This is a genomic window from Lactobacillus sp. CBA3606 (assembly GCF_002970935.1).
GTDB lineage: Bacteria > Bacillota > Bacilli > Lactobacillales > Lactobacillaceae > Lactiplantibacillus.
This window is the reverse complement of the sequence record NZ_CP027194.1, coordinates 1,719,731-1,746,297: the sequence shown is the minus strand read 5'-3', so window position 1 is coordinate 1,746,297 and position 26,567 is coordinate 1,719,731. Positions and strand designations below refer to the sequence as shown.

18 protein-coding genes and 1 pseudogene are annotated in these 26,567 nt (G+C 44.4%); 6 read left to right on the top strand and 13 right to left on the bottom strand.

Translation table 11 applies throughout. The features are described from left to right. Positions 1 to 36 precede the first annotated feature (36 nt). Positions 37 to 1,176, top strand: a complete 1,140-nt coding sequence (locus C5Z26_RS08490; protein ID WP_105449535.1) for an NADH-dependent flavin oxidoreductase — start codon at positions 37 to 39, stop codon at positions 1,174 to 1,176. A 204-nt stretch (positions 1,177 to 1,380) separates the two neighbouring features. Here the strand turns inward: C5Z26_RS08490 and C5Z26_RS08485 are convergent, their stop codons facing one another. The 8 genes from C5Z26_RS08485 to larA form a co-directional block, all read right to left on the bottom strand. Further along, complete coding sequence (locus C5Z26_RS08485; protein ID WP_105449534.1) at positions 1,381 to 1,815, bottom strand: pyridoxamine 5'-phosphate oxidase; 435 nt, start codon at positions 1,813 to 1,815, stop codon at positions 1,381 to 1,383. 82 nt (positions 1,816 to 1,897) lie between these two features. Continuing rightward, positions 1,898 to 3,382, bottom strand: coding sequence for a glutamate/gamma-aminobutyrate family transporter YjeM (gene yjeM / locus C5Z26_RS08480; protein ID WP_370447969.1), 1,485 nt, complete (start codon positions 3,380 to 3,382; stop codon positions 1,898 to 1,900). A gap of 238 nt (positions 3,383 to 3,620) precedes the next feature. Next, the gene (gene larE, locus C5Z26_RS08475; protein WP_105449532.1) at positions 3,621 to 4,460 is read right to left on the bottom strand and encodes an ATP-dependent sacrificial sulfur transferase LarE; all 840 of its coding nucleotides are present in this window, start codon (positions 4,458 to 4,460) and stop codon (positions 3,621 to 3,623) included. Between the two features lie 29 nt (positions 4,461 to 4,489). After that, a complete protein-coding gene (larD, locus tag C5Z26_RS08470; protein WP_105449531.1) occupies positions 4,490 to 5,203 on the bottom strand; it encodes a D/L-lactic acid transporter LarD in 714 nt (237 codons plus the stop codon). 3 nt (positions 5,204 to 5,206) lie between these two features. Beyond that, a complete protein-coding gene (larC2, locus tag C5Z26_RS12740; RefSeq protein ID WP_199774962.1) occupies positions 5,207 to 5,668 on the bottom strand; it encodes a nickel pincer cofactor biosynthesis protein LarC2 in 462 nt (153 codons plus the stop codon). An 8-nt stretch (positions 5,669 to 5,676) separates the two neighbouring features. Next, positions 5,677 to 6,462: a nickel pincer cofactor biosynthesis protein LarC gene (gene larC, locus C5Z26_RS12735; protein WP_105449530.1), complete on the bottom strand. Its 786-nt coding sequence runs from the start codon at positions 6,460 to 6,462 to the stop codon at positions 5,677 to 5,679. A gap of 35 nt (positions 6,463 to 6,497) precedes the next feature. Continuing rightward, positions 6,498 to 7,235 (bottom strand): nickel pincer cofactor biosynthesis protein LarB, encoded by a 738-nt coding sequence (gene larB, locus C5Z26_RS08455; protein WP_105449529.1) that lies wholly within the window; start codon positions 7,233 to 7,235, stop codon positions 6,498 to 6,500. 1 nt (position 7,236) lies between these two features. Next, a complete protein-coding gene (larA, locus tag C5Z26_RS08450) occupies positions 7,237 to 8,511 on the bottom strand; it encodes a nickel-dependent lactate racemase (protein ID WP_105449528.1) in 1,275 nt (424 codons plus the stop codon). Between the two features lie 226 nt (positions 8,512 to 8,737). Here larA and C5Z26_RS08445 point away from each other — a divergent pair, with 226 nt between their 5' ends. The 5 genes and pseudogenes from C5Z26_RS08445 (at position 8,738) to C5Z26_RS08425 (ending at position 12,172) form a co-directional block, all read left to right on the top strand. Then, positions 8,738 to 9,403 (top strand): Crp/Fnr family transcriptional regulator, encoded by a 666-nt coding sequence (locus C5Z26_RS08445; protein ID WP_105449527.1) that lies wholly within the window; start codon positions 8,738 to 8,740, stop codon positions 9,401 to 9,403. Positions 9,404 to 9,418: 15 nt separating this feature from the next. Next, entirely contained in the window at positions 9,419 to 10,390 is a 972-nt protein-coding gene (cbiM, locus tag C5Z26_RS08440) for a cobalt transporter CbiM (RefSeq protein ID WP_105449526.1), read from the top strand. Next, positions 10,368 to 11,186, top strand: a complete 819-nt coding sequence (locus tag C5Z26_RS08435) for an energy-coupling factor transporter transmembrane component T (protein ID WP_105449525.1) — start codon at positions 10,368 to 10,370, stop codon at positions 11,184 to 11,186. Before cbiM ends, C5Z26_RS08435 begins: the two co-directional genes overlap by 23 nt. A gap of 67 nt (positions 11,187 to 11,253) precedes the next feature. Continuing rightward, a pseudogene (locus C5Z26_RS08430) lies at positions 11,254 to 11,919 on the top strand (energy-coupling factor ABC transporter ATP-binding protein); the annotation flags it as partial. A gap of 19 nt (positions 11,920 to 11,938) precedes the next feature. After that, positions 11,939 to 12,172 (top strand): hypothetical protein, encoded by a 234-nt coding sequence (locus C5Z26_RS08425; RefSeq protein WP_105449523.1) that lies wholly within the window; start codon positions 11,939 to 11,941, stop codon positions 12,170 to 12,172. Positions 12,173 to 12,543: 371 nt separating this feature from the next. Here C5Z26_RS08425 and C5Z26_RS08420 read toward each other — a convergent pair whose 3' ends face one another. From C5Z26_RS08420 to C5Z26_RS08400, 5 genes are all read right to left on the bottom strand, one after another. After that, positions 12,544 to 12,741 (bottom strand): hypothetical protein, encoded by a 198-nt coding sequence (locus C5Z26_RS08420; protein ID WP_105449522.1) that lies wholly within the window; start codon positions 12,739 to 12,741, stop codon positions 12,544 to 12,546. An 11-nt stretch (positions 12,742 to 12,752) separates the two neighbouring features. After that, positions 12,753 to 14,291 carry a glycosyltransferase family 4 protein gene (locus C5Z26_RS08415; RefSeq protein WP_105449521.1) on the bottom strand — a complete coding sequence of 513 codons (1,539 nt, stop codon included), beginning with the start codon at positions 14,289 to 14,291 and terminating at the stop codon, positions 12,753 to 12,755. A gap of 4 nt (positions 14,292 to 14,295) precedes the next feature. Further along, the gene (locus C5Z26_RS08410; protein WP_105449520.1) at positions 14,296 to 15,813 is read right to left on the bottom strand and encodes a glycosyltransferase; all 1,518 of its coding nucleotides are present in this window, start codon (positions 15,811 to 15,813) and stop codon (positions 14,296 to 14,298) included. A 35-nt stretch (positions 15,814 to 15,848) separates the two neighbouring features. After that, positions 15,849 to 17,477 (bottom strand): glycosyl transferase family 1, encoded by a 1,629-nt coding sequence (locus tag C5Z26_RS08405; RefSeq protein WP_105449519.1) that lies wholly within the window; start codon positions 17,475 to 17,477, stop codon positions 15,849 to 15,851. 120 nt (positions 17,478 to 17,597) lie between these two features. After that, a complete protein-coding gene (locus tag C5Z26_RS08400; protein WP_105449518.1) occupies positions 17,598 to 26,021 on the bottom strand; it encodes a KxYKxGKxW signal peptide domain-containing protein in 8,424 nt (2,807 codons plus the stop codon). Positions 26,022 to 26,567 lie beyond the last annotated feature (546 nt).

Here is a 26,567-nt window from a genome sequence, read left to right as displayed (position 1 = left end):
CTCGAAAATTCAACTGATATGAAAGAAGCGTTATCAATGACAAACAATAACTATACGAAGAGCACTTCTCCTTTTACTTTTAAGAACGGCCTGACTCTAAATAACCGGATGGTCATGGCACCAATGACGACCTGGTCTGGCAATGCTGATGGCACAGTCTCTGATCAAGAGATTGCTTATTATCGTCGTCGAGTTAACGGCTTAGGACTAGTCATCACTGGATCAACCCCCGTCGCCGCAAATGCAATTGGCTTCAGTGACGAATTTGCTGGCTATGATGACAAGTTTATTCCAAGTTTTTCACGGCTAGCCGACGTTGCTAAGAGTGGTGGCGCCAAAGCAATCCTGCAACTGCTACATGCAGGTAATAAGGCTAATACCGACTTAGTGGACCCTCAAGATGTCGTCAGTTCAAGTACAATCACAACCAAAGAAAGTACTTTTGTCAAAGCCTTGAGTCCACGAGCGTTAACTGAAAAAGAAATCTTGGTTATCATCAAAGCATTTGGTGAAACGACTAGAAGAGCAATCGCTGCTGGATTTGATGGCGTCGAATTACATGGGGCATTTGGCTTCTTATTCCAAAACTTTCTCTCGCCATACTATAACAAACGGCATGATCAATGGGGTGGGTCCCTTACAAATCGAATGCGGTTTGCCTTAGCTGTCGTTGATGAAATAAAAGCGGTCATTGCACGTTATGCCAAACACCCCTTTATTTTAGGGTACCGGATTACACTTGAAGAACATCTCGATGGTGGCTTACGGTTACATGATTCATTGGCCTTAATCGATGAGCTGATTAACCACGATATTGATTATGTTCATGTCACATTGAACAATGTATTAACTTCTAAACCAATTGGCAATTCAAAAACAGGACCGACCTATCTCGACATATTAGCTCAACACATCGATCAGCGGGTCCCATTGATTTCTGCTGGGTCATTAGATACACCAGAGCAGGCCGAGCAAGCCTTAAACGCCGGGTTAGATTTGGCCGCAATCGCACATGGCCTAATTATCAATCCTGATTGGGCTGAGAAAGTTAAAACTGGCGCAACCGCCGATATCGAGAAACAATTGCACATCTCTCAATTAGCCAATATGAAATTACCTGATAAATTATGGCAATTATTGCAAAATTCGGGTGATTGGTTTGATATCGTTCAGTAGCGCGCGAAAAAAAGGGTTACAACGACCAGCAGGTAACGCCTATATTCTTAATATATTTAGCTAAAAAGCAGTATGGTGCCCCTCGTTGGCGGAAACCATACTGCTTTTAGTTCTTAAACTGGGCGCAAAAAAATGCGCTGAACCCAACTCAATCGGTCATTCAGCGCATACTTATTTTATTTATCAGCCAATTCGTTTAACGTATTACTTGAAATGTAACGTTCCTTTGGGTTGTCCGAGTCCCGGATCAACATAGACATCTTTAAGCACGAGTTCAAAGACGACTAACTTAGACCCGATTAAATCCCAAACTTTTTGATAATTTGGGACCGTTGCCAGGTAACTCGGCAATAACTCGGTCATCGTCTTCTTAGAGGGCCGCAACTGCACATGTTGCGCCCGCATATAAGGATTACCGGGTGTCCCATCCTTTGGGACCGAGATGAACGCTAGGTCAGGGTTTTGCGCATAAATAGCTAGCGCCGAACTATCTTTAACCGATGAAAAAAACAAGCGGTCGGGCTGCTCAGCTAACCAAATAAAATTAACGATTTTAACATCAGCTTGATGATCCAACGCTGTACTTAACGCAATTTTGTTACTCGTTTTAACGACTTGTTGTAAGGCAGAAATCTCCATGATAAAATCACCTTTCCTACTAATTGATAACTTTTATTATACCCCTTTTCAGCTCATAAGGGAACGTATGTTTGGATTAATTTTAACGAGTCGTGCGGTGAACATGTACTTGATACCAGATTATCCCAATCAGACCAAACAAGACTGGCCCAACTAACATCCAAAACGTGTTCTTAAAGTTCCCCGTAGCTAGAACCGGTTGAATCAACGTGAAGATATTCGCACCTAAGACGACGACAAACACAACCCAACTAATCAGCACCGTTAATCGTGGTGATTTATAGACTTCAAACGGTTTTTGAATCGCTCGATTTTGCTTGAACTTTGGAAAAGCATAGAGCAAGAATAAGTATGGCAAAGTCATCGAAACATTGGCCATCAACGTTAAAACATTATAAAAGGCCGATGCATCACTCGTTGCAAAGGAAGCCACCAAAATAATGACAATAACAATCGCACATTGCACCATCATGGCATAGCTAGGCATCTTATTTTCGTTTAATTTAGTAAACTTTTTTGGCCATAACGACTTGGGCGTCCCCAGAATCAAGGTTTTTAGTGGTGAATAAGTTAGCGTAAAGAACGCTCCCGAATAAGCCAAGAACATCCCTAATCCGGTATAGCGGGCAAACCACAACCCGATTAAATTACTCGTCGCTTGGCTCAACCCTAATGACTGCCCTAAGACTAGCCCTAAATTACGCATCATCACGTAACTAATATTCCCCATATTCGTCGTTGGGTTAGCTAAGACGGCTTGCCAATTCGTACTAATCCCCCAACATAAAATCCCCAACGCATAGCCAAGTGTAATCACGATGGCCGAAATAATAATACCGCGGGGGAAGGTCTTTTCTGGATTTTTCGTCTTATCGACCATGCCACCAAGAACTTCCAGTCCGCCATAAGCGAAGATGGCAAACACTGCAAAACTCATCAATCCCACCGGCTGCTGATAACCTGGATTAGGCGAATCCAACAGATGCGTCATTGGTTGTGCAAAATGGCCATGATTCAAGGCCAAAATGACTCCTGAAACAACCAATAAAATCGCATTCAAGCTGGTGACCGCTAAGCCCCCTAAACTCGTAACCCGCACAATTCCTTTGACCCCTTTGATGGATACTAATGTCACAATGACCATCCACAAACAGGATAGTAACCCAATTACTTGGGTGGCGTTCAAGCCTAAAAACGCAAATTTTTGCGTTTGGTCACTCCCAAAAAACATCGTGGTAAAGGGAATCCAAACTTTCGCTGACGTCGAAACCAACCAAATGATATAAGAAGCAAACCACATAAAAGTACCAACAAACGCAAAACGTGCGTTGACACTCACTTCCAGCCACTTATACATCCCACTGCTATCTGACTTAATCGCCGCACCATATTCCGCCATCATCATCGCAAACGGAATGAAAAAGAGTACCGCTGCTAACAGATAGAACAAGATTGACGCATAGCCCATCAAGTAAAATGCCACTGTACTATTGGCAAAGCCAAAAACTGTGGTAAAGATCATCATAACTAACGCCGTTAGCGTTATTTTATTATTATTTTCCGCCATTATTTCGCCCCACTACTTCTCATTTGAACTTTTTCCAATTGATAGGAAATTAATATTCAATTATAATTTTAAAGTAAAAACAATATAATCACGTTGAGGTTTAATAATAAGCGACTAATTTTTTTATGTGATTATTGCGTCGTTTATTAATTAAATAAACCCGACTAACCACAAGGAATTTTGGACAGCAAAAAAGCGTTTGACCTTTCAGCCAAACGCTTCTAAGTGCATTAATTATTTAGTTTTGAGTTGCAAACGTCGCTAATTGTTGCTTAGTCAACGTATCATTCATATGACCACTCCGGAAGCCACCTAAATCTAAGGTAACATATCGGAAACCTAATGATTGTAATTGCCGATTAACACGGTCATTGAAGACCAAGAAATCCCCAATCCGAGCTTCTGGTAATTCAATCCGAGCAATATCATCATGATAACGAACCCGAACCGTTGGGAAGCCTAAGCTACGCAAGTATTTTTCTGCTGCCATGACTTGTTTGACGTTAGCATGCGTCAACGTGGTGCCATAAGGGAACCGTGAAGAAACGGAACATGAGGCAACTTTATTCCAGTTTGTTAAGCCAAGTTCTTGTGCCAAGGCCCGAACATCTACCTTGTAAAAGTCTGCTTCTTGTAACAAGCTACGAGCACCGGCTTCGGTCCGTGCCTTCAAACCAGGACGATAATCTTGTTCATCGTTTTTGATCATACCATCAAGAACAGTGGCACTCCCATTTTCAGCAGCTAAAGCGGTCAAACGATCATAGAACATTTTCTTTGCATAGTACCAGCTGTCTGCCGTGTTATGTTCAATATGCGTATCACTCAAATAATCCAAGGTGGTCGTTTGAACAGTAGCACCTAATTCTTGTGCCAAGCTAACAGCCTTTTCAAATTCTTCGTCCGTAAATAATTCTGAATTAGCAACAACGGCTGTGACGTTTTCAGCGCCCAATGTGTTTAAAGCCATTTTTAAAACTAAGGTACTGTCAATTCCGCCTGAAAATGCGACGGTAACGCGTTTTAAATCTTTTAATAAGTTGGTTAAAGTTACTTTCTTAGTTGCTAAAGTTGTCATTCTAATGACCCTCTTCTATTTAGTTTAAATTAAATACCAAAAAATCCATGCATAAACCAAGCTGCCAAGGCTGCCCCGACAAATGGTGCAATCCCGGGAACCACAATACCGTATTGCCAGTCGCTATCCGCTTTATTGGCAATAGGTAAAATAGCATGCGCAATTCTGGGACCCATATCACGCGCTAAGTTCATGGCGAAACCGGTAGGACCCCCAAGTCCCATCCCGATAGCCCAAACTAGTAAGCCCACACCGATTGGCACAATCCCGGGCGTCTTTACCGTCGAAATAGCTAAAATTCCTGAAATAAAAATAAACGTATCAAATAATTCGACGAAAAAGTTCCGCGGTAAGTTCCGTACGGCTGGTGACGTACAAAATAAATTTCGAATCGTAATCGGTGAAATTTCATCGGCCGATGCTTTGAAATGATCCGCATACATAATCCACACGATGACAGAACCAACGACCCCACCTAAAACTTCGGCGATGGAATAAGGAATGAACCGACTCCAAGCCAAATTGCCTAATAAACATTGGGCCAAAACCATGGCCGGATTAATACAAACATTGCCAAAAATAAATAAGGCAATCGTAATCCCAAATCCCCATGTAGTGATTGCAAAAATATGACCAGAACCACGATATTTGGTTCCTTTGAGCACCGTACTACAGTGCACGCCGACCCCAAAAATAATCATCAAGGCGGTGCCCATAAATTCGGCAATTAATTGATGTAACAAAACTCATTCCTCCTGCTTCAAATCAGTTGCGGCCACTAAGGCAGCTTGGTAAACGGTCATAAACGGAATATGGTAACGCTGCGCTAAATGTGCACAGTCCGCATATTCTGGCGTCCGCTTTTCAAGGTCGTCATACGTTGCGATTTTGATTTGCACGAGTCCGTATGGTGTTTCAACGCTTGTAAACCGCCGCCGCATAATGGTCCGTTGCCAAGTCTGATAACGCACGCCCATCGTGCTAGTGGCCGTTAAAATAATTTTAGTTAGTTTTTCACGATCACGCGGCTGACCTAATACCGACAACTTCGTAGCAGGTCGATTTTTCTTCATCTGAATGGGAGTAAAGTAGACGTCATAAGCGCCGGCTGCCAAAAGCTCCGCCATCGCATAACCTAAACTTTCCCCTGTTTGATCATCCAAATTCGCTTCAATCAAGACCACAGCATCCGCTGTCTGATCAACCAATTGATGACTTAGTTTTTTTTTTCGAATAAAACTGCACGTAATGCATTGAAGCCACCAGTATCCCGTTGTCCAAAACCATAGCCAACTTTGAGTGGCGTCTGATCGGCGGGCAATGGCCCAAATTCATGCACTAAAGTTTTAACCAAGCCCATCCCGGTCGGCGTAATCAATTCCGTTTGCACATCTAACCGTTGGTGAATTGGAATCTGCGTACCGACACGCATCTGCATCACTGCAGGTACTGGTACAGGCATCTGCCCATGTGCTACTTGGATAAACCCGCTACCATCACTTAATGGTGACGCAATTAGCTGGTCGATTTTCATCAATTCCAAGGCCACACAACAACCGACGATATCCACAATCGAATCTAATGCCCCGACTTCATGAAAATGAACCTCGGCAAGTGGCATTTGATGAACAGTCGCTTCAGCCTGCGCAATTTCAGTAAAAATAGCTTGCGCCCGCTTTTTCACCGTGGTCGATAAGGCACTGTTATCAATTAGCGCTAAAATATCGCTTAAATGACGGGCTGCACCATGATGATGGTGATCCGCAGCCGGATGATGATGTTCCACAAAACCATGATCCTTGCCACCAGCGACTTGCACATCAAAACTTGTACCATAAATGCTACTTTTAGCTAACCGCGCATGCGTTAAGGTATAGCCAGTCACGGGTAATTTGGCAAGTTCGGTTTTTAAGGCCTCAAAATCCAAGCCTAAATCCAAGAGTGCCCCTAAAAACATATCCCCGCTAATGCCGGAAAAAGCATCTAAATAGAGTGTTCGCATGTTATTTTCCTCTCTGTTCAGTTAAGTGAACAATCCTATAATTGGTTAATCATGCTGGCTGAATACGCCGCGCCAAAACCATTATCAATATTAACCACGGTAATCCCGGACGCACAGCTATTTAGCATGGTCAACAGCGCGGTCATGCCTTGAAAATTCGTGCCATAACCAATGCTGGTCGGCACCGCAATTAACGGTTTGTCGATTAAGCCGCCAACCACACTGGCTAAAGCGCCTTCCATGCCCGCAACCACGATGACAACCTTAGCACCGCGAATCACGTCTAACTTAGCAAATAACCGATGAATCCCAGCCACACCGACATCGTAGACCCGTTCAACCCGGTTACCAAAAGTCTGGGCAGTAATCACCGCTTCTTCTGCTACTGGCATGTCTGATGTTCCGGCTGTCACCACGGCAATATAGTCCGCTGACTTCGCTGGGGTTAATGCCCCAACCGTCATGCATTGCGCCGTAGCATGATACACCGCGGTTGGTAAGGCCGGCTGAATAGCCGCAAACTTCGCCGCTGACAACCGTGTTGTTAGAATCGGTGCTGCAGTGGTCGTCATGGCAGTGACAATATCGACAATTTGAGCAGCAGTTTTACCCGCACCGTAGACGACTTCTGGAAAACCATTGCGCCGTTGACGACTTAAATCAACATTGGCAAATCCTAAATCAGCGGTTTGGGTGGCCTCTAATTGGTGTGCGGCGGCCGTTGGACTGAGATTGCCAGCAGCGACGGCTTGTAAGATTTCATCAGTTGTCATGTTATTTTACAATGACACCTAAACCGTCTGGCACTACCGTTACGCGGGCGTTTTCTCCTTCACGAGCATAAGCTTTAGCCATGGCTTCATCTAAGGTTTTAGCAAGTTCCATATGCATTCCCGTAATCAATGCTGGATCAACCAAATCTGACACAAAGATAACATGATGATGCACCAAAATGCGGGCAAAAATTTGTGCCGTCCATTGGTCAGGAATTGTCTTTAACCGTGGCGTATTAATCGCCTGGTCTAAGAATTCTTTCGGATCGTCAACATCAGCCAAGTTATGGAAGAAACCTTCGCCACCGTGACCATCACGGGCACCGGCAACCATCACGATCGTCCCGCCTTCTTTATTCGTTGCTTCAGCGGCTGTCATCCCTTTAACCGCTTGATAAATGTTTTGATCTAAGGGGTAACCACCATTGGTTGAAATTGCAATATCAGAATCAATTTTAGGGACACTGGAAAGTTCTTTGACAAAGTCACAACCAACTTTGTGCGCTGCTTCCATGTCACCAGCAAAGGAGCCAATAATTTTTTTATCTTCATCTAAGACTACGTTCAAAATAAATGCGAGCTTGGCAGTCCGAGCTGCATAAACCATATCTTTATGAATCGGATTATGCATTAAATTACCGGTCCGGGCTTTAGGTGAATTAATAAATTCACCGGAATGGTTTGCCATGATGGTCTTATAAGACGCTACCCCTGGCAAAACTGACTTACGCCCACCAGAAAAGCCGGCAAAGAAGTGAGATTCAATGAAGCCTTCTGAAATTAGTAAGTCGGCTTCAGCGGCGACTTTATTAATAATGCAAGCGCCACCAGATGGTAACTGGCCGATTTGAACCATACTGCTATCATCGGTTGACACATGCATCACGATTTCTTCATTAGCGACGATGTCAGCACCATATTTGTTAACTAATTCCTCATGGGTTGATGGCCGATGGAAGCCCGTTGCGACTAAAATTCGAATCCGTGCATCTGGTGCAACGGACCGTAACCGCCGTAATAAAATAGGCGTCATAATGTGTGACGGTACCGGCCGGGTATGGTCAGAACTAATAATGACGATATTCTTTTTTCCTTGAGCTAAAGTTTCTAATTTATCCGTGCCAATGGGGTGATCTAGTGATTGTTCCACCGTTTCACTTTCGGATAATTTGTTATGATATGTTGCAGCTTGTGAGACTAGTTTACCGGCGAAATTCTTTTCTGGAATTTCAGCGGTAATCGTGGTCTTATCATAGGGTAAATCAATTGCAACCATGTCTTTTGGCCATCCTCTTTCATTAAACTATTTTTTACACGCACCTTTTGTTATACTCGTCCCTGCCAAAATTAACTGCTACATTTAAAGTTTTCAAAATGCGTTAACAAATGTATACTTTAAATGCGATTGTACTAATTCATAAAAAAGGTATGCTTAACAACGGACTGATCGTGATTAGGACAATCGTGACCCTAAATCTATTCACGAAAGAACTGAAACTAAGATGGTATTAACTGATATTGAATATTTACTGAGCTATTTAGAAGCCCATCATGTCCCGACAATTCAAAAAAAACGCCATACTTACTTGACCTATCATGGTTTAGCAGAGCACTACACGTACGTCTTAAAGGATGGCATCATCAAGAACAGCATCATTTTACAAGACGGCCGCGAATTTAATTTATCGTACATTGCCAAGCCTGATGTGATTTCTTTACTCCGTGATGAAGTTTCACGGTCGACCGATCAACCTTTTAACGTCCGGATTGAATCCGAATATGCTACTTTTTACCAAGTTAATCGCGTCGATTTTTGGAAATATGTGAACCATACCCCGGAATTACAAAATTACGTCAAAAATTATTATCGGAAGAAATTGTCCGAAAACATTTTACGCTTGCAACGTATGGTCATGAACGGTAAAAAAGGCGCTATCTGTGCTTTTATTTACAGTCTAGTTGGTTTATTTGGCCGTCAAATTAAAGCTGGGATTTTAATTGATTTTGTCGTCACTAATGAAGATATTGCGGGATTTTGTGGGATTAGTTCACGGAGTAGCGTCAACCGAATGTTGAAAGAATTGCGGGCTGATAACGTATTGTTGGTTCAAAATCATAAGTTCATTATTCAAGACATCAGTTATCTCTTAGATCAAATTGCTAATTAGAAGAGGTGCTCATCCGTGCATATTCCGGATAACTATTTAAGCCCTGCCACTTGTGGCACACTCGTTGCCGCCATGGCGCCCATTTGGACCGTGGCAGTACTAAAGGTTAAAGTTCAGATTAAAACCCACCATGAAACCTTACCGATGCTCGGCATTGCTGCCGCGTTGGCTTTTTTAATCATGATGTTTAATCTGCCAATTCCAGGCGGGACCACCGCACATGCTGTGGGTGGGACGCTGTTAGCGGTGCTGATTGGGCCCTGGGCGGCCTGTTTAGCGTTAACCGTGACCTTATTACTACAGGCCCTACTTTTCGGTGACGGCGGGATTCTGGCCTTTGGTGCTAATGCATTTAATATGGCAGTCATCATGCCGTTTGTTGGTTATGCTTGCTATCGTATCGGTCAAAAATGGCATCACGAAAAAATAGGCCTCGCAGTTGGGGCCTACCTTGGCATTAACACCGCTGCCTTAGTTGCGGGAATTGAGCTAGGCTTGCAACCTTTATTAGCTCATACGGCCAACGGCACGCCGCTTTACTGTCCATACGGGCTTAACATCGCCGTACCAGCCATGTTAGCGGCTCATTTATTAGTCGCCGGTTGGGTGGAAGTCGGTTTTACGTTACTGGTTTATCAGTTCGTTAAGAAAGTCGCCCCGCTCAACTTATATCAAGCTACCCCACGGACGAACCGACGACCATGGTTGTATCTCCTGATTGGGTTGGCCTTAATCTCACCACTCGGCCTACTCGCCAGTAACACTGCTTGGGGTGAATGGAGTCCCAGCGAGCTTCAACACCGGCTCGGTCAAGCCACTGCTCCGGTTGGCATGACCCACGGCATTCATTTTCAAGCCTTATTTCAAGATTATTCGATTGCCGGGTTACCACTCGCTATTGGCTATATTTTATCTGCTTTGACGGCCATTTTACTTTGCTTATTATTGATCCGAGGTCTTCAACATGATGCCAAAAGCACCCACTAAGTTACCCGCCTGGTTGCAACAGGCGCCGCAACCAATTGCCATGGGCAAACAACGGCCATTTTTAGCCCGTAATCGACGGCGACTACAAAAGTTATTAGCCCAATTTGCCCAGCCAGCGCCCGTCCAAACATCGTCACGCTGGCAACTATCCCCTGCCATTAAATTAGTACGGTTGTTACTGCTATTATTATTAATTGCCTTAATTCAAAACGGCCTGCTCTTATGGGGATTAGCGCTATTACTTGGCGGTCAATTACTCAGCTTATCACCACGACAATTGCGCCGTTTCACCCGTGATTGGGCCGTTAGCTTACTCATCGCTTTATTAGTGGTGTTACCTAGTTACTGGTTGACCGGTCCCACGACGGTGCTATTCTTCGGTATCAAGACTGCGCTACTGCTAGCAAACGCCCATTATTATCGGTTAACCACGCCATTTCAAGATTTGTTGACTGGGCTCAAAAGTTTACACTGTCCTGACGTCTTAATTATGACCTTAGCGATTGCCATCACTTATTTACGGATGCTTGGCAATTACTTATTACACACCATGGAAGCGTTGGATTTAAGAACCGTCGCACCAACTAAACATCCGTATCATTTAATCGGTGCCCTCTTTGGCAATCTCTACTTAAAAAGTTACGCCTATGCTTTAGAACTCTATGCTGCGATGGAAGCCCGTGGATTCAACGGTCATTACGCTCAGGTACCCACCAAAAAGCATCACTGGCAAGACTATCTCTCGCTTAGTCCCGAACTGATTTTGATGGCTGTCTTACTGCTAGGGAGGCTTTAAATTGACCTTAATCAAGCTTGAAAATGTGACTTACAATTATCCAAATACCCAAGGGCTCGATCAGCTGAGCCTCACAATCGACACTGGCGAATGGGTCTGTTTAATGGGACCAAATGGATCTGGTAAATCAACCTTGTTACGGTTACTGAGCGGGCTAACCACTGCCAGTCAGGGACAGTATTGGTTTAACGACCAAGCCATCACACCGACTTATTTAGCCGACCCCACTCAGCGACAACAACTACATCAACAAATTGGCATGGTTTTTCAAAACACCGACATTCAATTGTTTAACCCCTCGGTAGCCGCAGAGATTGCCTTTGGTCCTCAACAATTGGGATTAAGTCCGACTGAAATCAATCAACGCGTGACCGACTGTCTTGAACTAACCGACTGTGTGGCCCTACGTGATCGGGTTCCTTATCAACTTTCTGGTGGTGAGAAAAAACGGGTGGCTTTAGCCAGCGTGTTGGCACTTAATCCGGCCATTTTATTGCTTGATGAACCACTCAATGGTCTGACCATTACCGCCCAACAACAAATGTTGGGCCTGCTTAAACGGCTCCAAACAGCTGGAAAAACTATTATTATGGCTAGCCATAACTATCAACAGGTTCAAGCGGTAGGCCAACGTTATCTAATTTTTAATGCCGCTCATCAAATTGAAGCTGACTTAACGGCAGCAGAATTATCTGCCCAACCTCAACGTCAAGCGCAACTACTAACTTTATAATTAAAGGAGTTACAAAATTATGATTAATCCAAATGGTACCATTCACCGCGGCTGGAATCGGCGCATCGTCACCGGTAAGACCTTAGCAGACTGTGATGAAAGCTTAGTCTTATACTTAAACGATCAAGATTACGGCGCCGGTGAATTCATCGTGTTACATGAAAATGATGGTTCAAACCAAAATTCTGGTTACACTTTACCAGACGGCGATACATGTTACATTAGTTTCTTGATTTATAACAGCCGGCTTTAAGCCGTAAAAAAGGACTTTGATTTTCCACTTTGGGAATCAGCGTCCTTTTCTTAGATGTTTCACGTGAAACATTTTGCTTAACTTTTAGTTGACGGCACCTAGTTGAACGTGCGATACTACTGATGGTGCCAAACCATGATGGAGGTACGCGATCGGCGCGCAAGCGTTCTGAAGGTCGCCGCACTTCATCAAGAAACACGCTGGTCATGCCTTTCGGGGCATTACCGGCGTGTTTTTTTAGTAATAACATTCATAACTTAAGCCAACCAGCGACCTCCGCTTAGCGACACACCCCCGCTGATGCTAAAACCGCATCAAAGGGGGTGCTAGACTATGCTCAGTCGCTAACCGGTTGGCTGAGCACTCTTACTTTATTGTTCCCATGGATACTTGCCATTCTCATCTTTTTTGGTCCGCGCCATTAAGCGTTTCGTTTCTTCATCCATTTCAGTGCGAGATTTTTTACGGTGTCGGTGGCGAATAATCAAAACTAGACCACCTAATACCAAATAGGCCACTAACCGGATACCCATTTTGATACTCGTATAAGTCGACATCATAATTAACATTTATCAGTTCCTCACTTTACAGTTGTGGCGACTGGCTTCGCACCACTTGGAAAGACATCCAATAACGCTTGCCACTTATCAAAGACTGCTGCCGCTGAATAGCGTTGACTATTTTGATAAGCATTGGTACTATAAGTCGCTAACTTAGCTTGATGACTTAATAAATCTAACATTGCATCGGCCAATTGTTGGACTTGACCATTCGTCGTCAAGACCCCACTAACACCATCTTGAATAATATCACTAGGACCGTATTTGACATCGTTAGCAATCATCGGTAACCCATGTGCTTGCGCCTCTAGTAACATTAATGAAAAACCTTCCGCCCGACTTGGCAGTAGACCAATTTGAGCCCGATTATAAACCGCATCAACATCATTAGTATACCCTTTAAATTGAACGACTTCTTCAAGACCGGCCGCCTTAACTTGGGCTTTTAATTGCTTTTCCATATCGCCATTAGCGTAACCCCAGAACTCTAAGCGGGCCTCTGGAAATTGCTCGTATACTTGTTGAAAGGCTTCAATCGAATGATTTTGTTGTTTTTCAGGCGCTAACCGAGCAACTTGCACGAGTAAGTATTTTTGCCGTTGCGCAAAAGGCACATGTGGCGCATCTAACGTAGCTGCTTCCACATAGCCGACCGGAATTGTAAAGGCCGGTATGGCTTGACCAAACCGAGCTTCTACATCGGCCGATTGTTCAGGAGTCGCTGAAATAACCGCGTCCCAATTAGCCCAATTATTCAGGGCATGGGCATAGTTATTATTGAAACTAGCATGCAAGCTATCCGCATCCTCGCCCACATGATTATTATGCAGATGTAAAATCTTTTTAGTCGGTGTCACCATGTTGAACAAACTCCAAGCACATTCCACTGTCCGATCACAAATATAGACGTTTTCCTCATCGTTTTGGTTCAATTCATCATAAAAGAAACGTGTTAATTCATTCATGCCATTGAACGTCCAACTAGTACCGCGATAATTTAAGACCCGCCAAGTCACTCGTTCTTGTCCTGCATGGTTTAAGTAGTGCAGTTTTTCAATGTGAATCTGCTCATCAGGACCAAAGTAGGCTTCTTCCACGATTTTGCCATCCCAGTCAAACAACTGTTCCAAGCATTTCATACCTCGTGTATCCCACCAAGTCATTTTTAGGGTTTTCCCATTAACATCAAAATACTGGACATTGCTAATCTCATCTTCAGTCGGTCGCAAGTAAATAATCATCATCAATTTACCCTGCTGAACAACGTGAACCTGACGATCTTTTCGTGTCTTAATCGCATCCGCCGGAATCTTAAAATCGGCGAGCTTAACTGACTGCGACGCAACTTGTTGGCTACCGCAGAAGAAGTCGAATAAATTAACTAAATCAGTCGCAGCTAAACCGGCATCTGCCATAACCGCATGCAAGTTCATTGCAAAAATCCGCGTCACGATTTTTGCTGGAATCTGGTGTTGTTTGAAAAGCGTTAACCGTTTCAATTCGGCATGTTCAATCCCAGACTTAGAAAATTGTAAATTATCATTCAAAAAATAATACAAATTTTTATCCTCCGTTTTTCAACCCTAATACCTGTTGCCATTGATGCCAAACCTTTAAGTAAGTTTGGTCGGTATGCAGTTTATTGAATGCCGCTGCACTAAATTTAGCTAGCTGTTTTTCATCGGTTAACAAGTCAGTAATGTGCGTACTCATTGCCAGCTGGTCACCTGGTTCAACAATATAGCCATCTTGCCCATCATTTATGAAATCATGGGGACCATAGTTAAAGCGGTAGCTAATCACGGGTAAGCCTTGGGCCATGGCTTCTGGCATCGCCATCGGCCCACCATTAGCTAATGCCGCATTCAATAATAGCTGATAACTTGTATAACGTTGCGCTAAATCTGGTTGATAACCCATCAAATGAACATTGGTCGTCAGATCCAACTCATCAATCAATGCAGTCAACGTCTCACAATAAGCCGTGTCACCGTAGCCATATAAATCAAATTGTATCGTTGGAATCTGTTGTTTAACTAACGCCACAACCCGAATTAAATGATCAATTTGGCGATCCGGCGCTAACCGACCAACGTATAACAATTGCTTAGCACGTTGCGACATTGGCACTAATTGACTTTGGTTTAGAGCCGTCGTTGCGACGACTGGTAATTGTGTCACTTTAGCCTGTGAGAAACGAGTTTGTAAATGTTGTGCTTGCTGGTTGGTTGACGTGATAAAGCCATCAAAATGCGGCGCATTATCGAGGGCCGGTTCCAAAAAGCCATCAAGTGGCGCATGTAGTGGATCATTTAGCGTTTTGGCATGATAAATTGGGACCATGACGTATTTTTTCGAATCATCATTTAATTGCAATAATGGTTGAATCCCGGTACCAGGACGATCGTTAATAAAGGTCGTCGTTTCAGTATCGCGATGACTTAATTCAGCAATAAAAAAGTTAAATAACGCTGTGGTATTTTGGAAAAAGCGATCGCCTTGATCCTGATAATCTTTTAAGATTAACCGTGATGCCAGCGGATTGCCTTCAGTATCCGGCACAAAGTATTGTTCAATCGCAATCTTACCGGCTGGCGTATAATACCGTTCCATCGTCAGCTTACCATTTTGACCAAAATACTGCGTACAAGATTTAAATCCACGCCAATCCCATAAATCCGTTGCCATTCGGTTGCCTTGATTATCTAGAAATTCTTGATAAAAGACCCGACCAATCGTGCCTGGAATAAACCCGACATTGCCGACTAACTCATCGCCATTAAAGATACGACTGAAATTAGCACCAACTTCCACCGCATATTCTACGGGCAACTGTAACTCTTCGACATGGTAGACTTGCGTCAGCACCGTGGTGGCTTGCTGGAAATAGTCAAACATATTGAGCACTTGTTCATCTGGTAAATTGAAAGTCGCGAGTGTTTGGTGTAACAAACGATCGTACATTTTGGTCACGATTTTAGCGGGCGTTTGGTAGTGATTAAAGAGCTTAACCCGGTCCATGGCACTATGTTCCACGCTAGAATTTTTAGGTAGTAAGTATTCATTAATAAAGTAAAACATGCTAACATCCTCTCCCAATAATGACGTTGTTCGCTTTATTGGTACGTATAGTTATAGTAGTTAATTAACCCTGATAAAAAGTGTTCACAGTCATCAATCCGGGTCCGAAAGCTGTCATGACGCGCATAGAAGCCACCGATAAACTTAGCTGGTCGATAATAATACATCGCTAGTTCTGGTAAAAAGCTCCCCGTCGTCACTTCATATTCCGCGCGATACTTTAAAACTTGGCGTAAGCGAATCACATCATACGGTGCCAATAAATCTTCATTGCCAGAAGCGCGTATAAAGTCAGTCATTTTTACTGCGGCATCGACTAATTCCAGCAAGGTTGGATAGGTCGTATCGCGTTCTTCAATGAACTTTAAGTGAATGAACACATTCTTCAAGCCCAACGCCATATAATCCCGGTTATCTGGAAAGACTTGTAACGCTTCATTAATTGCATATGAAATCCAATGGTCATGATACTTACCATAGTCATTAGCAACCATGTAATCTAAAATCTGCTTAACCAAGTCCAACACGGCTGGATCATGATTTAATTCATATAATCGCGATAAGCCAAATGCGACTTCACCTTCATAATAAATGGTCCGATAAGCACTTTTAAGCGTTAAATCAGGATTCAACACATGATTTAGTTTCCCAGATGCTTCCCGGAAAAACGGTACCCCTTTAAAAGCCTTATTTAAAACTGGTTCAAAACTCTTATCACCAGTGACCGTTTGATATTGGCAAAGCGTCAGCATTAATAAGGCTTGACCACCCAATTTAAGCTCGCCATTATCGTTAATAAAAAGCGCTCCTTGCTGCTCGATTGTCGCATTATCCAGCCCCCATTGAATGGCCTGCTTAACTTTGACATAGTCGGCAGTGCGACCCGTAAACGGAATCGCTTCTAACAATGCATATAAGGATGAAAAATGCCGCACGCAATTATAATTAGATAATACTTTTTGCCGACTCGGAAAATAGCCATAAACGAATTGGCCATCGGATTTAATTTGATTAATCAAAAAGGTTTCACCTTGATCAATCACGGTCGCAATCTCCGTCTGCGGATCGGTGAGCACCCGAATCCCCTTAGCACAGTTTTCTTTTGTTTCTAAATTCCACAGTTGCTCCCCGTCTGTAAAGACGCCCGCCGTTGTAAAGACCCAGACAAATTCGGTCTGTTCAATATCAACTGGCAGTGTGCCCATTCGTTGTTTTAAATAAGGCGTGATTCGTTGATAATCAGCCCATGAGCCCGACCGATTACGACCAATCCGATGGTCCTTACCAGGTCGGAAAAAGGCTTGTCCATTAATTTCCATTTCCAACAAAGCCGTCTTAAAATCAGCGTCAAAACTTACACCATAACGCCAATAATTCATCCGAAAGGTCGCCGCCAACCGTTGTTCAAATTCAGCGCGCGGTAATCGTTGAATAGACTGAATACTTTCAACCCGAACCCAACTATGTTGAGGCGTCGTCGCTAATTCAGTTGCCACAACTTGCCAAGCTTGATTAAAAGTTTCTCGGCGAACAAATTGCACTTGCGCACGATGTTGTTGATCAGAGATAGATACTGCTAAGGTAACCGAATTGGTTCCATGATCCACCACATTCCCAGTTGCTAAAACTGCTTGTTTTAATTGTTTAATAGTTGTTTTTTGCACGTCAGTCACCTTCGCCTTTTTTCTTTTATGTATATCAGGCGGGCCTTTAAGCCCACCTGATGTGTTAACTCTAATTTACCATGTTACTGGTCAGTCATCATGCAAAACCACCTATGAATCTTAGTTCTTATTACGACGACGCCAGCCAATGGCACCCACACTACCTAGAGCAGCGATAGCAATGGCAGCTAGCCAAGCGCCAACTGTCGCCCAATTACTTCTTGAACTAATCTTATCGCTATCACTTTGTTTCTTATCTGGCAGCGTTTCTTTAGCAACCGTCTTAGTCTTGGCCGCTTTCTTGGCCTTAGACTTAGCCTTTTTGCTAGTAGCAGTAGCTGCTTCACCAGTATCACTATTGGTACTTGCTTGTGCCGCAGTTGCCAATGCTACCGCTGGCGTGTTTGCTGCCGCACCATCACTCAAAGCATTGCCAGTTGTTGCAGCATTAGTAGCAGTTACACCACTAACATTGGCATTGTTGGTTTGAGCACTGAGGCTAGTAATACCAGTCGTACCATTACCAGTAGCGGTATTGGCTACTGCACTTAATTGTGTCGTAGTCGTACCATTACCTGTGTTGGAACTAGTTGTTGATCCGGTTCCGGTAGTGGTGTTATTACTACCGTTGGTTGATCCAGTTCCAGTAGTCGTATTCGACCCATTATTTGAGTCAGTAGTCGAACCTGAACCATTACCTGTTCCTGAACCATTACCCGCACTACCATTGCCTGAACCAGTATCACCCTCTGAACCAGAATCAGTGCCTGAGTCAGTGTCAGTATCGATGTCAGTATCAGTATCCGTGTCAGTATCGGTATCCGTATCAGTATCCGTGTCGGTATCCGTATCAGTATCGGTATCGGTATCAGTATCGGTATCAGTATCGGTATCTGTGTCGGTATCAGTATCGGTATCAGTATCGGTATCGGTATCTGTGTCGGTATCAGTATCAGTATCGGTATCCGTGTCAGTATCGGTATCGGTATCCGTGTCAGTATCGGTATCGGTATCCGTGTCGGTATCTGAATCGGTATCCGTGTCAGTATCGGTATCTGTGTCGGTATCAGTATCCGTGTCGGTATCCGTGTCGGTATCTGAATCGGTATCGGTATCGGTATCGGTATCCGTATCAGTATCCGTATCCGTGTCGGTATCTGTGTCGGTATCGGTATCAGTATCCGTGTCAGTATCCGTGTCTGAATCCGTATCAGTATCCGTGTCCGTATCAGTATCAGTATCTGTGTCGGTATCAGTATCTGAGTCGGTATCCGTATCAGTATCCGTGTCGGTATCCGTGTCCGTATCTGAGTCGGTATCTGTATCTGTGTCGGTATCAGTATCGGTATCAGTATCGGTGTCAGTATCAGTATCCGTGTCGGTATCAGTATCAGTATCTGAGTCGGTATCTGTGTCGGTATCAGTATCGGTATCCGTGTCAGTATCGGTATCCGTATCGGTATCGGTATCCGTGTCGGTATCCGTATCAGTATCGGTATCCGTGTCAGTATCGGTATCAGTATCGGTATCTGTGTCGGTATCAGTATCGGTATCCGTGTCAGTATCGGTATCGGTATCAGTGTCGGTATCAGTATCAGTATCGGTATCCGTGTCAGTATCGGTATCTGTGTCGGTATCAGTATCCGTGTCGGTATCCGTGTCGGTATCGGTATCGGTGTCGGTGTCGGTATCAGTATCCGTGTCGGTATCAGTATCAGTATCTGTGTCGGTATCAGTATCAGTATCTGAGTCAGTATCGGTATCCGTGTCAGTATCGGTATCCGTGTCGGTATCGGTATCGGTGTCGGTGTCGGTATCAGTATCAGTATCCGTGTCGGTATCCGTATCGGTATCCGTATCAGTATCCGTATCAGTATCAGTGTCGGTATCGGTATCGGTATCGGTATCGGTATCCGTGTCGGTGTCTGAATCGGTATCAGTATCAGTATCGGTATCCGTGTCGGTATCAGTATCAGTATCCGTGTCGGTATCCGTATCGGTGTCAGTATCAGTATCCGTATCGGTGTCGGTATCGGTATCCGTGTCTGTATCTGTGTCGGTATCCGTATCAGTATCGGTATCCGTATCAGTATCAGTATCCGTATCGGTGTCAGTATCGGTATCCGTGTCTGTATCTGTGTCGGTATCCGTATCCGTGTCGGTGTCTGAATCAGTATCTGTGTCTGAATCCGTATCAGTATCAGTATCGGTATCAGTATCGGTATCAGTATCAGTATCGGTATCCGTGTCGGTATCTGTGTCCGTGTCCGTATCGGTGTCAGTATCGGTATCTGAATCCGTATCGGTGTCGGTATCAGTATCCGTATCGGTGTCGGTATCCGTATCAGTATCTGAGTCAGTATCGGTATCCGTGTCAGTATCGGTATCCGTGTCGGTATCGGTATCGGTGTCGGTGTCGGTATCAGTATCAGTATCCGTGTCGGTATCCGTATCGGTATCCGTATCCGTATCAGTATCAGTGTCGGTATCGGTATCGGTATCGGTATCGGTATCCGTGTCGGTGTCTGAATCGGTATCAGTATCAGTATCGGTATCCGTGTCGGTATCAGTATCAGTATCCGTGTCGGTATCCGTATCGGTGTCAGTATCAGTATCCGTATCGGTGTCGGTATCGGTATCCGTGTCTGTATCTGTGTCGGTATCCGTATCAGTATCGGTATCCGTATCAGTATCAGTATCGGTGTCAGTATCGGTATCCGTGTCTGTATCTGTGTCGGTATCCGTATCCGTGTCGGTGTCTGAATCAGTATCTGTGTCTGAATCCGTATCAGTATCAGTATCGGTATCAGTATCGGTATCAGTATCAGTATCGGTATCCGTGTCGGTATCTGTGTCCGTGTCCGTATCGGTGTCAGTATCGGTATCTGAATCCGTATCGGTGTCGGTATCAGTATCCGTATCGGTGTCGGTATCCGTATCCGTATCGGTGTCTGTATCTGAATCGGTATCAGTATCCGTATCGGTATCGGTATCGGTATCCGTGTCAGTATCGGTGTCAGTATCGGTATCCGTGTCGGTATCAGTGTCGGTATCTGTGTCGGTATCTGTGTCAGTATCCGTATCTGAGTCAGTATCGGTATCGGTATCGGTATCGGTATCAGTATCTGTGTCGGTATCAGTATCAGTATCTGTGTCAGTATCCGTGTCGGTATCTGTATCCGTATCTGTATCCGTATCTGTATCTGTATCAGTATCAGTATCCGTGTCAGTATCAGTATCCGTGTCAGTATCAGTATCAGTATCGGTATCTGTGTCAGTATCTGAATCAGTATCAGTATCTGTATCGGTGTCGGTGTCAGTATCCGTGTCCGTATCAGTATCTGTGTCAGTATCTGAGTCAGTATCCGTATCGGTATCAGTATCCGTGTCCGTGTCCGTGTCTGAATCGGTATCGGTATCCGTATCAGTATCCGTGTCCGTGTCCGTATCGGTATCTGTGTCAGTATCCGTATCGGTGTCTGAATCGGTATCCGTATCTGTGTCGGTATCTGTGTCAGTATCAGTATCGGTATCCGTATCCGTGTCCGTATCTGAATCGGTATCAGTATCCGTATCTGTATCAGTGTCAGTATCTGTGTCAGTATCTGTGTCAGTATCGGTATCAGTATCCGAATCAGTATCGGTATCAGTATCCGAATCAGCATCGGTGTCGGTATCCGTGTCCAACGCATCTGCAGCTAACGCAGCATAGTAACCGGCATCATCAGTTGCTTGGGACGCTTTCTTCTTGGCATCTGCAGCACTCGAAGCAGCTTCCTGTGCTTTTTTAGCATAACTTGAAGCAGCTGAATTTTGACCAGCAGCTTCCGCTGAATCAGCATTAGCTTGCGCTTCTTTAGCAGCGGCGGCGGCACTTTTAGCATCTTCTGCAGCTTGTTGTGCCGTTGCAGCAGCATCTGCAGCCTGTTGTGCATATGAACTAGCCGCACTATTGCCATCCGCATATTCATCAGCAATGTTGGCATATGATCCAGCGATACTACCATAGACTGAAGCATCATCGGCCGCTTCACTTGCTTCATTAGCTGAAGATTCGGCCGCTGAAGTTTGGATCGCATTAACTGTTAGATAAGCACTACCAAGCGTAACTGTTTGAGTTGTGACAGTTCCATCTTCAGCAGTTGAAGTTCCAGTAATCACAAGGTAATAGTAACCAGAATCATTGACTGAAATATCATCTTTATTTAACGTAGCACCATTAGCGCCGTTAATTGCAGTACCGGTGCCATCTTGAGTCTTTGAATAATACCATTGGTAACTAATATCGTCACCGGCATTTCCAAGACCACCATCTGGAATCCACTCGATCGTGTCACCAGCGTTAACTTCTTTATCATCTAACCCATTCCCGATGGTAATCACTTTAGAAGTTGAGTAGGTGCTACCGTCCGCATTGGTAATCGTCACCGTAATCGTGACGGTCCCACTACCAACTACCGTAATTAAACCGGCATTATCAATAGTAGCAACACTTTCATCACTACTTGACCAAGTGATTTCACCGGTTGCATTACCCGGATTAGTTGTAACAACATATTGACCAGTCGTTGCATCATCATCACCACCGACCGTCGAAATAACGATATAATCATCACCGCTAATTTCAACGCCAGTGGCTGGAATATCACCATCATAAACGTTCACTTGTGCTAAATCACTGGCAAAGGTTGCGGTTGTAATACCTATATCTTTAAACGTTGTGACCATTTGGAAAATTAACGACCCTGTAAACGAATCGCTCAATTTAACAGTTAAAGCACTCCGTCCGGTTGAAGCCAACCCAACCAAGGAACCACTATCATTACCGACTGCCGTCGCACTAACAAAGTAGCCGGCCTTGACTGCAGCCGCAACAGTCATCCAAGTCCCATTAATTTGGACATACCAGGTATTCGTAACCCCGATTGCTGGCACACCCAATCCTAATGAAGACGAAGCAGATAAGGTGAAGGTATTTCCAGATTTTGTTGACGTCACTGCTGCTGGTTGCGAGGTCATCCCACCAACGACTACTACGCCGAAGACGGTCCCAGCGTTCCCAGTCTTATCAGATTGCTTGCTACCTAAATTATTGGAGAAAGCAACTGCAGAATCGGCAGCAACACTCCCTGAATTAGCGGCAGCTGTTGCCATTGCCGCATAAGAACTCGCATCAGCATAAGCGCGATCTGCGCTAGTGACATAAGAACTCGCATCCGCAAAGTTCCCGGCATTAACCGCAGAAGTAGCCAAGCTCATATATTGAACGGCCATCGCAGCCGCCGAATTGGCAGCGGCGGCGGCACTCATAACATCTTCAGCATAACCTTTGGTCTGAGCAACATATGATGCACCTAGCGTCGTATTGCTGGCATACTTCGCTGATAATGAATTAGCAACTGACGCAGCTGAACTTGCAGCTGAACTCGCAGCTGACGCAGCTGTTTTAGCATCTTGAGCCAAGGAGTTATAATAAGTGCTTTGTGCTTGAACAATGGTTGAAGTCACCATGTTAGCGGCACTTTGCGCAGCATCAAGTTCATTAGTGGCATAAATCAAACTTAAAGCAGCATAGCTGTTTTGCAAGGCTGCGCTATCATAATTACCATCAGTAGCATAGGACGCTGCTAAACTAGCAGCCTTATTAGCATCAGCGGCATGAGATTGAGCCGCCGCAGCTGCAGAACTAGCCGCAGCTGAATAACTGGCTGTCCCGGCATTAAAGTTTGGCGAAGCGGTATACGCATTGTTGGCGTTATTGGCATTAGAAGCCGCCAAACTAGCTTGTTTAGCTGCCGATGAAGCGGCTGCAGCAGCTGCGTTAGCGTAACTTGATGCAAGATAATCATTGGCAGCATCACCACCATCCTCATGAACTGCTTGTTCTAAGGCAGTATTTAGTGAAGCCATCGCTGCTGAAGCAGCTGTTGAGGCCAGTGTTGCATATGAGTTCGCATCGTTAGCATAACTCGCTGCATTAACGGCATAAGAACTCGCTAAGTCATAATTCCCACTAGCTTCATAACTCGCTGCACTGGCTTGCGCAGCATTGGCCGCACTAGCCGCACTAGCCGCTAATGCAGCATAAGAACTTGAAACTTTGTAAGAAGAGTTCGCTTGACTAGTATGAAAGCTAGCTAAAGAACCATTCAAGTTAGCTGAAGAACTGGCATTTTTAATCGCATCACTAGTGGCATTGGCATTTGAATTGGCACCATTAGCATAGTCTGACGCAACATTAGCCGAACTACTAGCTTGATCAGCATACGTTCCAGCTGGATCAGTAACCACAACTGTCATAACATTCGATGCAGCTTTAAATTTAGTGGTATAAAGAGCTAATGTCTTCGACCCTGAAATCACAGCTTGGAAATAGTAAGTCCCAGCAACAGTCATTGATGCACTGTAACTAGCTGCCGTGGCACCACTAATAATGGTCCAGGTCTTACCATCAGTTGACATGTACCAAACATAAGTTTTCCCAGAGGTCGTATAAAGGTTCCCTATTCCTGAAAGATCAGTGCTTAGATTAACTGAATTGCCGACATTAATCGTCTCATTAGTAACCGAAGTCGTTAGCACTGCACCATCAGCATCCGTTTGTTCATTAGAAACATCCGTACTGAATTTTTTAGCCAACGCGGCGTTAGTTGCGGCAATTGCGGCATAACTGTTAGCTTCTTCGGCAGCAGCGGCCGCAATCCGAGCATACGAGTTCGCATCTTTAGCGGTAGCTGCGGTGGCTGCCTCGGCAGTGGCTAAGCTGGCCGTTGCATAAGCGGCAGCGGCAGCCATTGCTGCTGAATTAGCTAAGCTTGCATATTGTGAAGCCTGTGTCCCAACGTAATTAGCCGCATCACTCGCTTGTTTGGCCGCTGAAATACTAGCGGTACTAGCAGTCGTCGCATCTTTTGCTGCTGACGAAGCCGCATCACTAATTGAGATACTTGTAGCAGTGCTAGCTGCTGATTGCGCATTTAAGTTAGCCGCACTCGCAATATTACTTTGATTAATTGTCGTGGTCATGTTTACCGTAGCAGTTGAATAAGCGGTACTTCCAGCGGCATAATCATCAGCCGCCGCTGCTGAAACGGCATTCGCATAGGCAATTGAAGCTTGTTCGGCCGCAGATTTAGCATTAACTGCTGCGGTTGAAGCTGCCGCTGCATTACTAGTTGCCGTGTTATAAGCAGCTGCAACGGAAGAACTATTTTTATCATACTGTGTTGCTAAATAAGCACTATTGGCCGCATCCGCTGCTGAACTAGCAGCAGCTTCGGCAGCTTTGGCAGCATCACTAGCAGCAGTATATGTACTACTTGCCATGCTAGCTAAGCCTTGAGTTGCTGCACTACGCGCTGTTTCGGCCGCTGAAGAAGCGGTCGTGGCGTAATCAGCCGCAGCGTTTGCAGCTGATTGAGCAGCATTAATGGCATCATAATAGCTCAACGCGTTGTCTGAAGGTGTTCCCACCCCATTATCGACTGCATCTAAATACATATTCGCCAAACTATTATAATGTTTAGCTAAATCTGCCATCTTCAAGGCTTCTTGGTAAGCACTTTGGGCAGAGCTATAGGCGCTTTGCGTTTGTAAATTATTAACTAAGCTAGCGTAACTGCTAGCAGCAACGGCATACGAAGAGGCCAAATTAGCTGCTGAATTTGCAGCATTCGTGGCACTACTATCCGTATTATTACCTTTACTGGCCGCATCACGGGCTGCTTTAGCTTGCGCAGTCGCAGTGGCAGCAGCTTCCGTCACATCCGCGGTGGCCTGACTCGTAACGCTTTTAGCAGGTGTTGCTACGGCACTGCTAACTGATGAAGACAGTTTGTCCCCATCATTCGTTGCGGTGACAGTGTTATCGTCATTCGTTACAGCCGCGGTACTTTCACTGGCTGTGCTTGAAGCTACTGCACTACTACTGGCAGTGGCGCTACTGGTTTTAGTTGTTGCCGCGCTACTGCTTTCATTCGTTGTGGTTGCATCACTCGTCGCGGCACTGCTGCTTTCGCTAGTGGCACTACTACTGCTAGCGGCTGCCGTGCTCGTAGCACTTGCAGTCGAACTAGCGTCACTACGACTAGTTGTCGCGGTACTCGTCGCTTTGGTAACGGCGCTAGAACTAGCTGCACTCGTTGACACAGCACTATTTTCAGTGGTTGTACTGCTGGTTACACTACTGCTGCTAGCATTAGCTGCCATGGCAGCGGCTAAAGCCGCCGCATCAGCTGTACTAGTATCAGCGCTACTATTTATTGAAGTTGTTGCCGCACTAGTTGCAGCTGCCAATGCCGTTGCCGACGCATTGTCTGTCTCAGTATCCGCGACGGTGGTGCTAGTAGTCGCCGCACTACTGGTGGCAGTAACACTCGCCGTCGTTTCATTATTAGTTGTCGTTTCGGCATGGGCTGCTAATTGCATCCCACCAGTTAAAGCGAAAGTCGCCATGGTGGTAAACACCCAAGTACGGCCAACTTTAAACATCTTGTATCGCAATTTAGGATCGCCTTTAAAAGCCGTATTCCTCAAGAATTTCACAATTATGCCCTCTTTCACAAATCTAAAAAGTATCCAAATATAATTTTATTTAATTGATTCAATGCGTTAATCGTCATTGATAAATTACATTGTATCATCAATTTATTGATAAATGGGGATAATTAATCTCGTTAACCTTTACCCTGTTACATGATAAAAATGTGAAAGTCACTTTACTTGCACAGAATCAAAAAATACTATCACATTGCCGTTTGGCTGGCTAATAAAGATTATATTATTAATAATTTATTTTAAACATGCGTTATAAATCCGACAGCCACAGCGATAAACTGACGCAATTAGTTTATCAACCGACTCAACTAATTATGTATTTCACCGGAATGTTTTGGTTAGTGGTTTGATTAAACCTAGCACTAAAAATATTAAAATGAACTCGTTTACATTAATTTTTTTATCATTTTTTCGATAATTAGTTCTAAAAAAAATTTTTTCAATTTAGCTTGATTCTTAAAGTTTAAAAACGGTACTGCTCCTTACGCTAGCCTCTAAAAAACGCTTGGCCTAAATGAAGACGACTACCTTCAT